This window comes from Bradyrhizobium sp. BLXBL-01, from assembly GCF_051853025.1.
Lineage (GTDB): Bacteria > Pseudomonadota > Alphaproteobacteria > Rhizobiales > Xanthobacteraceae > Bradyrhizobium.
This window is the reverse complement of the sequence record NZ_CP182471.1, coordinates 1,745,680-1,757,189: the sequence shown is the minus strand read 5'-3', so window position 1 is coordinate 1,757,189 and position 11,510 is coordinate 1,745,680. Positions and strand designations below refer to the sequence as shown.

The 11,510-nt window shown below is 57.3% G+C and carries 8 protein-coding genes; 3 read left to right on the top strand and 5 right to left on the bottom strand.

Annotation, left to right across the window (positions count from 1 at the left end; translation table 11 throughout):
* Positions 1-187 precede the first annotated feature (187 nt).
* The 3 genes from ACNJYA_RS08170 to ACNJYA_RS08160 form a co-directional block, all read right to left on the bottom strand.
* Positions 188-1,468: a type II toxin-antitoxin system HipA family toxin gene (locus ACNJYA_RS08170; RefSeq protein WP_439402426.1), complete on the bottom strand. Its 1,281-nt coding sequence runs from the start codon at positions 1,466-1,468 to the stop codon at positions 188-190.
* Complete coding sequence (locus tag ACNJYA_RS08165; RefSeq protein ID WP_439402425.1) at positions 1,468-1,752, bottom strand: helix-turn-helix domain-containing protein; 285 nt, start codon at positions 1,750-1,752, stop codon at positions 1,468-1,470. The genes ACNJYA_RS08170 and ACNJYA_RS08165 overlap by 1 nt, the downstream gene beginning before the upstream one ends.
* 117 nt (positions 1,753-1,869) lie before the next feature.
* Complete coding sequence (locus ACNJYA_RS08160; RefSeq protein WP_439402424.1) at positions 1,870-2,139, bottom strand: hypothetical protein; 270 nt, start codon at positions 2,137-2,139, stop codon at positions 1,870-1,872.
* 249 nt (positions 2,140-2,388) lie between these two features.
* Here ACNJYA_RS08160 and ACNJYA_RS08155 point away from each other — a divergent pair, with 249 nt between their 5' ends.
* Positions 2,389-3,501: a Fic family protein gene (locus ACNJYA_RS08155; protein WP_439403396.1), complete on the top strand. Its 1,113-nt coding sequence runs from the start codon at positions 2,389-2,391 to the stop codon at positions 3,499-3,501.
* 9 nt (positions 3,502-3,510) lie between these two features.
* Positions 3,511-4,038, top strand: coding sequence for a Pycsar system effector family protein (locus tag ACNJYA_RS08150; protein ID WP_439402422.1), 528 nt, complete (start codon positions 3,511-3,513; stop codon positions 4,036-4,038).
* 61 nt (positions 4,039-4,099) lie between these two features.
* On the opposite strand, the gene ACNJYA_RS08145 is transcribed toward ACNJYA_RS08150, so the two are convergent.
* Together ACNJYA_RS08145 and ACNJYA_RS08140 are read right to left on the bottom strand one after the other, a co-directional pair.
* Positions 4,100-4,288 carry a hypothetical protein gene (locus tag ACNJYA_RS08145; protein WP_439402421.1) on the bottom strand — a complete coding sequence of 63 codons (189 nt, stop codon included), beginning with the start codon at positions 4,286-4,288 and terminating at the stop codon, positions 4,100-4,102.
* Between the two features lie 1,126 nt (positions 4,289-5,414).
* Positions 5,415-7,538 carry a prolyl oligopeptidase family serine peptidase gene (locus ACNJYA_RS08140; protein WP_439402420.1) on the bottom strand — a complete coding sequence of 708 codons (2,124 nt, stop codon included), beginning with the start codon at positions 7,536-7,538 and terminating at the stop codon, positions 5,415-5,417.
* 2,168 nt (positions 7,539-9,706) lie between these two features.
* Between ACNJYA_RS08140 and ACNJYA_RS08135 the strand changes: the two genes are divergently transcribed.
* Entirely contained in the window at positions 9,707-11,341 is a 1,635-nt protein-coding gene (locus tag ACNJYA_RS08135) for an outer membrane beta-barrel protein (RefSeq protein WP_439402418.1), read from the top strand.
* Positions 11,342-11,510: the final 169 nt, after the last annotated feature.

Below are 11,510 nucleotides of genomic sequence, written 5' to 3'. Positions count from 1 at the left end.
CTGGTTAATAGGCACACTCTTGACCTGCGAAGTTGAGCGACGGCCGAGTGCTTGCAAGCCGTAACTCGGGACGAGCAAAGGGAACGCGGCAACGGGCTTGTCAGGCAGCCGTTCGGCGAGCGGCGAATCAGCATGAACAAGCTCGTGGTTGCGTTAGACTCCCTTCAATTGATGGATGATCCGTATCCTAGATCCCCTTTAGAGCGTGTTCGCAATCCTTGGCTCGCGTGCCCAATGCCGTTGCCAATCGCTGGATGACAGCGTTTTCCAACCCCTCTTTTTGCGCGTCGGCGCGAATGTCCGTCACCAGGTCAGGAATCTGCCCGGCCATGGAGATCAGCCTGGTGATGAGCACGTCCGCATCGACGCGCGTCTCGCGTGCAAATTTTTGCCAGTGACGCAAGCCAATGTGATCGAGCTTGTATTCACCCCCGACTTTCATCGCGAGCTTGATTTTGCGCTGATCGACGTGGTCGTAAGGAAGAATGCTGGCGATATCGTAAAGGGGAGCGAGACGCACGAGAGGACCGCTGCCCAGAAGCAATGAAAAGTTCTTGGCGTGAGCATCAGAGCCTCCAATGAGCCAGTTGAAGATCAAAGCGCTGACGAACGTCTCAACGTCAGCCTCGCGGTCTGTCGAGTAGGTCCGCAAGAGCTCGACCACATCGGCAGGCGCAGGTCCGCCCTCGTTCTGGTATTTCTTGGTCGGCGGGATACCCAGGGCCTGACAGATATCTTCCTGATGAACGCGGATAATGTCGTTCCCGCTGACCTGCCGATCGTAGCGTTCAACCACGATCGCTATTTCCTGTTCGAAGCGCATCACCTTGGTTTCGGCGGCTGGCAGCCCGAGTTCGCGTGCGAGCTGCAGGCAGATATGCTCATTCTCGGCGTGACCATCGAAATGGCCCGTCGGTGGTTTCAAAATGTGGGTGGTTGGTATGCGCCCGGACGGAATGCCCCATTTGTTGTCTTTGAGGACAAGCGCGGTTTTCGGCTGGGCGCCTGCAAGACTGAATTGACCCGTGTCGCTGGGCAGACGCCAGGCAGCGTGATCCTCGCGCAAGACTCGAAGCCGATTTGCTATTTCCGGCTTATCCAGCCATTCGATCTTATCATCTTTGCCTGTTTTCAGAGCCTCCAATCGATCAGGCGTGGCGAACTGGATGGCCCCGGCGCAATCCTCTCCGACGTTAGAGATGAGGGCAAACACGTTGCGCGCCGATACCTGAAATTTCTTGGCCCAGCGCTCGAGCACCTGCTCGTTGTCAGGAAGCAGCCCCCACAAGAAGGACTGAACAGTGGCTGGACCGTGCTCCTCGGCGGCAAGCGGCATCGAAATCGAGAGGGGATAGGCCCCCTCCGAGTTGCGCCATGCATTGTCATAGACGAAGGTCAGCCGGCCGCGCGCGTCACTGCGGACGCGACCGACTTCGGTGCCATCCAAGAGTGCAATGAGCTCGGCCATTATGTCTTGCCTTTCTTGGCTTTGGTGACGATGGCGTTGATATCAACGGCGGAGGTTGACCCGCGGCTGGTGAACCCTCCACTATTGGCGTCCACCGGGATGCCGAGAACGTCGAGAGCACGGAGGACAAGGGCCAGCTCCGCGCGGGGATGACCATGCTCGACGTTAATCACCCATTGACGGCTGACGCCGATCCGCTTGGCGAGTGTCGCCTGGTCTAGCTTGAGGCGTTTGCGTCTGTCTCGAATGACGGCGCCGAGGTCGGCAGGCGTACGGATAAGCATGGCAATCCCAAATGTCAGCGTTCACTTACATTAGCATATGTCGTCGTTCGTCGACAATTCAATATGTCACCATTCGCCGACATTCCTGAATGTCATCGATCGTTGACATCTCAAAAATCATAATGTTTTCAGAAACATAAAGTAGACCACCTGCACTGCCCAGCAATCCTGCTCCGCTGCGGCAAGTTCCTCGGCTGTTCGGTTCTCCTGCTCGGATGTGACACCGAGTGGCGGCTCCTCGCGGGCACGCGCACGCGGATCAATCGGCATGAGCATTTCCTTGTCGCTGCTCGATACCTTGCGCAACTTCTTCACCGCTCTTGCGGGTCTGAGAAGACGTTGCGAGCCATGCTGCCCCCTCGCCGTTCGATGCGTGGCTGCACCCATGCCAAGGCGCCTGGGATCCCAACCAGCGCATTTTGCAGAGGAGTGGTACCTTGAGCTGCACGGGAAGCACGTTCGCAGTGATCAAGAAGTTCGTCCTCGCGAACGCAAGACCTTTAAGGACACGGCGGGGCAGTTTCTGCGGGTCCGCCATGCAAAGGTCGGCCGTACTTTCCTCTGCACCTTTTGGGGAGAATAGGCTTGCCGGTGATGAGAATACGCATCATAATCTCTGCAAGGAATGATGAGATTATGCCGTATATCCATGAATTACCGCAATGGCCGACTTTCCGCTGGAATATGCAAGGAATTGCCGACCGCTTGGTTGCCGTGCGTCATAAGCAGGGTCGTCTGCTCGGCCGCATGGAGCGCCTCGGCTTCCAGCTTAAAGCTGAAGCTACTCTTCAGACCCTCACCGAAGAAGTGATGAAGTCGAGCGAGATCGAAGGTGAGGTTCTCGACCGTGACCAAGTCCGGTCGTCCATTGCCCGTCGCTTAGGCATGGACATTGGTGCCCTCACCCCGGCCGACCGCTACGTCGAAGGGGTGGTGGAGATGATCCTCGACGCCACCGAACATTACGCGGACGAGCTCACAGCTGAACGCCTCTTTGGCTGGCATGCGGCGCTCTTTCCCACCGGTCGAAGCGGTATGACTAAGATCGTGGTTGGCGCGTGGCGCACGGCCGAGACCGGGCCAATGCAGGTTGTCTCGGGTCCGATGGGTCGTGAGCGCGTGCACTATGAAGCGCCAACGGCCGATCGTCTCGATGAGGAAATGCGAGGTTTCCTGAAGTGGTTCAACGGCGAGGCCGCCGGCATCGATCCCGTCTTGAAGGCCGCTCTCGCGCATCTTTGGTTCGTGACCATCCATCCGTTCGAAGATGGAAACGGCCGTATTGCCCGTGCAATCGCTGACCTTGCGCTCGCCCGGTCAGAACAGAGCGCGCAAAGGTTCTACAGCATGTCCGCGCAGATCCGGCGCCAGAGGAGTGACTATTACACCATCCTCGAACGAACCCAGAAAGGAGACCTCGACATCACCGATTGGATGTCGTGGTTCCTCGATTGCCTGGATCGCGCCTTTGATGGCGCGGATGCCATTCTCGGGGGAATCCTCCGCAAAGCGGACTTCTGGGATCGTCACGCGGCTCGCCAGCTCAATGCACGTCAACGGATTGTCCTCAACCGCGTGTTCGATGGATTTGAGGGGAAGCTGACGTCCTCGAAGTGGGCAAAGCTCACGAAGGTGTCCCAGGCGACGGCGGCAAGGGACATTGAGGAACTGATTGCACACGGCATCCTCAAGAAAGATGCGGCCGGCGGCAGAAGCACCAGCTACTCGCTCGTCGACACACAAACCTGATGGCGAACGATGAAGGACGACCAGGAAGAAGCGTTTGAGAAACTCCTCTCAACCCAACTTAGCCGCAACATCGACTTCGTTAGATTCGCGGAGACAAAGAACGCTGCGTTGCTGACGTTTTCCTCAGCATGGATCATCGGCTCCATAAACCTGCTGACTGGGCAGGCCACCCTGCCCGCTGGCTACGCTGTAGCCTTCTGTGTTGCCCTGCCCCTATTCGCCGCGGCCGGTCTTGTGTGCATTCTGTCGTTCGTTCCACAGATCTTAGACCGCTTTCATCAGCAAGATGACGACGACAAAAGCCTTCTCTATTGGAGGCACGTCGCCGAGATACCGGTCGGGCGCTATCATGCGCGGGTAACGGAGCGCTATAAGCCGCAAGAAAACCACAGCGTTACCGAGCGTTACCTCGATGATCTATGTGTGCAGATATCTGTCAATGCCCGCATTGCCACGCGTAAGTTCACGATGTTCAACATCGCGGCTGGGTTCGTGTTCGCAGCAGTCTTGGTCCTTTCGCTGCCGCCAATCTGGTGAGTATCCGACACTTGCTGTGCTAACCTCGCGTGGAGCGCCTTTAAAGCACGAAGCCTCAGCATTACTCAGCGACAGGTGAGCGAACGCCATTGAGAGGAAGATCGCGGAAGAAACGCTCCAGATCAGGATCGTAGAGCACGCCGTTCCCGAGGATCATGGAGACATGTCCATCAAGCCCGTCTGCTGATCGACGCTCCTGAATGGTGATGTTCGAAGCGGGCCTTACCTTGTCCACAAGTTCAATCTTCACCCGGCCCCCCATACGGCGAGCCAGCATCAACGAAGGCGTTCAACTTGCCCGGCGCTATCCAGGCCGCCCGCCGCCAGTTATGTGGGAGCGCTGCAGCCGAGGGTGACCACCCCCAAAGCCGTCCGCCCGCTACGGCGCGATTGGATGGCGCGCGTGCGGACGGCTTTGCTCGGACCGAGCTACACCACAAGTGGGAACACGACCTACCGCCTCCGTCAGTCCTGTTGCATCGACGTCAGCAAGACACTGAGAGTAAGTGCAGACCGTCAAGATAACGCGACCAGCTCCACCATGGCATAGCCTTCATCGCCGAAGCGCTAGCGGCCGAACTCGCGATTCAGGCGACTCTCGTGGCGGCATGTAGTGTCCAACACCACTCATTGCGCGCGCTGCGGCAGAGAAGGAAGTCCGTGGCCCTCACCTCTTCAGGTGGTGTACCGACCTTCGCCAGAGTACCTGCGAAGCTTGTCGAGATAGCGACCCCGATCGGTTGGAGCTAGATGTAAAGCAGTGCGGGTGCGGCTCGGTACTAACCGACCCGGGCGTGAAACCAGGCCAACTAGTCCCTACCACATCCGCACTGCCGTTGAGACTAGCGGAAAGTGACTCGGCGCGGATCGCGTCTGGAGCAAAAGCGCTGTCCCTGCCACATCCCGTTAACCCCAAGGGCTCTGTATCGGTGATAGCTTACCGCAAGCTGACAGGCCTTTGCGCAATCGATCAATGGTACGTGTGGGCTATCAATACCGGCTCAAACTGCCACGGTAATTTCTGCAACCACTCAGAACATGCTCTCAGTGCTGTTCTGGCGCGACTTCATGAGTAAGGCGCTATCCCTATCTGCATCCGCACTGCCAATGAAGTTGGCCATGGGATCGAGAGGCTAACGCAGCGGCTTTGCCCTGAGGGCTGTTCACACGAAATGCCTCGTGGGCATTACGAGAACTCGGCCTTGAGTAACCTACAGAGACTATAGGCGAGACGGCGGACGTAGCCGATCGCTCGCATTCATCGCCAGCGAGATACCATCGCCCGCCGAGAATGAGCAAAGACGGGCTTGCTGACGCCGCTGCCGATAACGTCGTCCGTCAAGCGTCATCATTGAAGTAGATCTTAGTCCTCGCCATCACTCATCGACAAGCCGCCGGGATGCGTACGTATATTCCAAAGCGATCCGCCGTGCCTGTTCAATGAGGTTGGCGGCGGCGCTATGCCCCCCGTCGGTATTCTCATAGTAGAGGTACGGTTGGCCCAACGCAGCGAGCCTTGCCGCTGCCTTGCGGCCATGCGCTGGATGCACGCGATCGTCCTTGGTGGACGTGAGAATGAAGGGGGCCGGGTAGGTCTTGCCTGGCACCAACCTCTGATAGGGCGAGTAAGCCTCGAGCCACTTGCGCTGATCGGGAATGCTGGGATCGCCATACTCGCTGATCCAGGAGGCCCCGGCGCCCAGCTTGGTGAACCGAACCATATCGAACAGCGGAACCTGTAAGATGGCCGCATTGATGAGCTCGGGTCGTTGGGTGATTGCGGTCCCTACCAGGAGGCCTCCTTGGCTACCGCCGACCACGCCTAGCCGGCGGGGAGAAGTGATTTTGCGCCGAATCAAGTCCTCCGCGACGGCGATAAAATCATCCCATGTCCGCTGCTTCGTTGCTCCTTGGGCAGTCTGGTGCCATTGGGGCCCGAACTCACCGCCGCCGCGCAGGTTCGCGACAACATACGCGTTGCCCTGCTCGAGCCAGAGTCGTCCGGTGAGGCCCGCGTAAGAGGGGACGAGCGGAATCTGAAACCCACCATAGCCGTAGAGAAGCGTTGGAGTTGATCCGTCAAACCTTGCGCTCTTGGGTCGTAGCAGAAAGTAAGGAATGCGGGCGCCATCGCGCGAGATTGCCTCGAATTGTTCGACGACATGTCTCGAGGGGTCGAACCGAGGAGGTGTCGTCTTCAGGGTCTCAAGGCGACCGGTTGCGGCGTCGAAGTACCAGAGCATCGTCGGGCTAAGAAAGCTGGAGACGGTGAACATCGCCTCGTCGGTTTCACCCGATGCCGCAGCTACACCGACACTCGCATTATCTGGAAGCGGGATCGGCGTGGCCTGCCAGGCGCCTTGATGGTACTTGTAGACGAACGCCCTACTCTGAACATTGTCGAGAATCGTCAGGATTAACAAGTTTCTTGTGGCGGTGATTCCGCTGATCGCTTGTCGAGGCCCAGGCTTGAAAACGAGGGTGGGCGTGGCGCGCAGCGGATCCTGCTTCCATTCGGCCAGGTCATACGAGATGATCGAGCCGGCTGAGAAGGGGGTGTTTCCGGACGGCGGCATCCAGTCTTCATTTAGCGTCACCAGCAGGCGACCACTCGCGATGCCCCCGATGGTCGACTTCTTTGGCAGATTGAGCTTAATCGGCTTGGAGCCAAAGAGAACATACTCATGCTCGAACGAACTGATGCGGCGGTCGGCGCCGGTCGCATGGATCGTGCCTTCACTGTCGCGCAGCACGAATGGTGTCGCCTCGACATCGGTCGGCTCGCCACGGAAGACCTCGTGCGCTTCCGCCAGCGACTGAGCGCGCTTGAGCTCCTTCACAACGAAAGGGTAACCGGCTTGCGTCATGGTCCCTTCGCCCCAATCGCGTGCAATCAGGACCGTGTCGCTATTGACCCAAGTGACCTGCTGTTTTCCCTCGGGAAGTGCGAAGCCGTTTGTGACGAAGGTTTTGGCAACTGCATCGAACTCCCGGACGAACACAGCGTCCTTTCCGCCCTCGGACAGGTTGAGCAAGCATAGGCGCTCTTCGGGCGGAAGGCAGCTCACCCCTTTAAAAACCCAGTTCTTCTTGTCCGCGTCAGCGAGAGCATCCACGTCGAGGATGGTCTCCCATCGAGGAGCTTGGCTGCGATAGCTTTCAAGCGTCGTACGCCGCAAGACGCCGCGCACGTGGCTCTCGTCCTGCCAGAAATTGTCGAGACCGCGCCGTCCCATTGAGACGTACGGAATCCGGTCATTGGCCTGAAGAATGTGGAGCGCTTCCCCGTAGAAGCGCTGGTAACGTGGATCAGATTGGAGCGCACTGAGTGTCTTATCGTTCTCGGTGTGAGCCCAAGCCAATGCGCGCGACCCTTCGATCTCCTCAAGCCAAAGAAACGGATCTTCAGCCCCGCTCGCAGGCGCTAGCGTCGGGGACAGCCCCGCGGCCATCAAACAGCTCATGGATAGCGAGGCTGCGACAAAAAGAGAGTTTTTCATGGGAGTTGTCCTGAAGTAGCCAGCCTTGAGCATCTTGCTAGGTGAGTGGAAGCATTCGGAGGATGCACACTCGGCTTCAAAGCGCAGGCATGCCGGAATTGCGTCCGCTGGTTTTCGATGGAGCAAGCAGCATGCCGCTTTAAAATGCGAGGTTCTCCGGCGTTCCCAACCCATTTAAGTGTCGACTTTCGGACGTCAGTCTCAAACCTGACGGGCGGTTCTTGGTAAAGGCGACATGTTGCAGAACGGCCACCTTGCACATCGTCGCGCTACGTAAATCTTCGACCATCGTTAGCGCCTTTCGTTCGGCCACTCACAACTCTGCTAGGCATAAATTGCCTTGAGCATGTGGCTCACCTCGCAAACCTTGCGCGAAGGGGTATTGCTGAAAACGTTGCAGTAAAGGTAAACCGTGCAGCGCTTTGGGCGCGCATCGAGTAGGACTCTGCTAAGCTCTCGACGAGGTCTCTGCAGACATCCGAAATGGCAGTTCCGGTCCGGCAACGATCGCGGTCGATTTTTTGTAAGATAGCGCTCCAGCGCAGCTGTTCGTTCTGCTGGCGCAGCCGAGCGATCTCCGCAGCCTAATTCGCCGACATCGGCGTCTGCCTAAAGCTTCGCTGATTTGGATTCACAACCCAATCGTTGACATCGCGGTGACGCCTGAGCAGTACGAAGCTCTAGCTCCAACATTTCAAGCTCTACTTGGTAAGCCTGCCCATCCAAGAGACCACAACGCCAAATGGCGGTGTTATAAAGTACAATGCTGACAACGCCGCTTCATGAACAACAGCAATCAGCCAAACACATATCAACACGATCTTTGCTGACTTCTAACGGCGCGTCACGTACAACCTGGTAAAGAACTGACTTACGATTACTTTCTTATTCGATCCGACGTGTGACCTATCGCGGAATAAAGAACCATCCGTGAGTGTTGATGCCCAACGGGCTAGGCGACATGGATCGAGCTCGCGGTCTGAAGAACTTGATTTCGCCTGCGAAATTTACGGGAAGAGTTTCGGCAACTCATTACGGCCATGGACCGACCCAGCTTTTCTTGCTGCCTCCTCGAGCTTACAAATTGTTGCGAGCGCAGCGTTGTTCGACATCTCTGGCGTGCAGAGTGCGGTGGCCCAAGGCCCGGAATGTGCTTTCCATGCCGTATAGCCGCGACGTGGATTTCACAACATCTGTAGAGCCTAACGTAGGCAAGATCTCCGCGGGTGTGCCCGATCTCGCATTTACTTCACAATCTGATGATGCTCAATCAATTCCCAACCGCAGCTGACATGGTTGCAGAAACTATGCCTGATAGCATCTTAGCATACGCTGATTGTGCCGCTTGACGTCAGAGTCGCAGATGTGCTGTTCACAAACAGCACCTGATAAGGATCGCTTGTGACTTGATCTTTGCCCCTCGATCTACTTTCGCGCGCAGCGCAGAGAAGATCCTTTCCTATTCAGTCGCGACCCTGAGACCTGTTTTGGCTATGACTTCAGCCGCTAAAGAGTGATAGAGCTCGGCCCGCGCTCTATCCGTCTTGCCCTCGTTCCGGTCAACTATTCCTACGCGATCAAGGACGCAACGAAGGTGACGAAAGCCGCAAGACGACGGGCGCCGCTAAAGCGGTCCGGGCAGGACTCTTAGCTTTCTTGCTCGATCACACTTCTAAAAACTAAGACGAGCTGTACTCGCAACGACCAGCTGCTTGCCATCACCGCAGCTGGCGCGGAGACAAGAAGATTGCACTTTAGATTACGCAGTGAGAGCGGAACGGGTGCGCGCACACTTCAATGAACAAAAATAAACGTCGCACATGCGCGCGTTCTTGCTGCGCAATGTAGGGCTATCGACGGTCAATTGTTCGCGTTCAAACCACCGTAAGGAAGTTGACGCGACACACTCTTAGAAAACGCGTGCAGAAGATACGAATTAGTCCGGCACGCCGCTTGCTTCGTTCAGGACCTCATCACCAATCGTAGTGCGGTGATCTTCGGAGCCGCCCCGGCGCGTCATTACGCGTCTGGTCGCTCCGACGATTTGCCGTGCGGCGATACTTAGCGAGCGGGACCGCGTCTCGGCAAAGTGCAGGGCAATCATTATGCGATCAGGAGTTCTCTTTTTGGGTGCTACGACGGTGGCGCTCGTCACAACGGGTAGAGCTATGGCGGAGCTCGAGCGACAAGTACTGCCAGCAGCGGTGTGGAACTGGTCTGGAGGCTACATTGGCGGGCACGGCGGCGGCGGGTACGGCCGAACCTCATTTAGCAATCCCTTTGGCCCGTCGATCTATGGCGGCGTCGTCGATGTTCCATCGTTCGTCGCGGGTGGCCAGATCGGCTACAATTGGCAGAATAACAGTTGGGTGTTCGGCCTCGAACTGGATGCCAGCGCGGCTGCCGCCAACGGCTCAAACACCTGCCTAGCCGCCTCCCACTTGATTGTAAGCGCAAACTGCAACGCAGGTCCCAACCTCTTTACGACCGGGACCGGCCGCATCGGCTACGCCTTCGGCGCGCTCGGGAAGACGCTTGCCTATCTCAAGGCAGGCGTCGCCTGGCAAAACAATCGGGGCGACGTCGTCAACAACGTGGAACCGAAGGACAAGCTACAGGAGAAAACCCATTTCGACTATGGCCGAGTTGGTGGCGTCATCGGGCTCGGTCTCGAGCAAGCCCTTACGCCTGCATGGTCGGTGAATGTCGAGTACGAGTATCTGCATTTCGCCGGACCGAGTGTCGCCACCGCTTCGACGGTACAGTTATCTCCGCCTGCGATTCTGCCGGCGAACACAACCAGCCTGTCCAGCAACTATCACTTCGGAAGAGTTGGTCTGAACTACCACTTTGGCGTGGACCCAGAGACCGCACCAAGGCCCAATGCGCCGTATGCGAAATCAGCGGGCAGCGTACCACCCATTCCCTACGCGCCCGGTTGGTCGTTCGAAGGCGGCTCGCGGCTCTGGTTGAGCCGGGGACGATTCCAGTGGGATCATGGCGCACTTGAGAGTAGCTATGCCGGAGACCCCAGCCTACTCCTATCGCGGCTCACTTATCAAGGACTGGACGGGCTTTCGGGAGAGGTATTCGGCCGTGTCGACAGTCCCTGGGGAGCGTTCCTGAAGGGAAACCTTGGCATCGGAAGCTTCAACAAGGGGAAGATGAACGATGAGGATTGGCTGGTCCGGCACAAAGGGTACCCGTACGAAAATACTCTTTCAGGTCAGTCAAACGGAAGGTTCGCATATTACACGGCGGACGCCGGTTACGATTTCCTGCGCAGCGCGAACCACAAGGTCGGTGCATTTATAGGCTGGGCCTATTACAGCCAGAGCTCAGACTCCATGGGTTGCGTTCAGGTCGCCCCTCAGGATGAAGCATGCCTCAAGCCGGGCGACACTAGAATCATCGGTGCGGAGGATACTCAATGGAATGCGCCTCGAATCGGCTTGAGCGCCGAAACTATGCTGACCGGGCGCTGGCGGCTGAATGCTGACGTCGCTTACCTGCCCTGGACCGATTTCAAAGGCCGCGACTATCATCTCTTGCGAGATAAGACCACCTTTTCTGAACAATACGGCAATGGTGGCGGCGGAGTCCAAATTGAAGGCCTTTTGTCGTACTTTGTCACCAAGAATATCAGTCTAGGCGTTGGAGGCCGCTATTGGGCCATGTGGACGAATAAGGAGGCCGAAAGCAGGAACTGCGAACCCGGCTGCGACAGGTTACCGCCAGGATTTGCGAAGTACAGCATGGAACGGTGGGGCACATTCTTTCAGGCCTCTTACAAGCTCGATTAAGGACCTCAATACGGAGGCTCCAGACTTCAGATTGTTTATGCCGTTCTGAAGTTTGCTGATGACCAGTCCTCGGCGCGCAATTGCCGCCGAGGATTGGTATGTCGAGATCACGCTATACGCCGGGTTGCTGCGATTGCATATCACCCAACTTGGACAAGGGGAGCGCAAT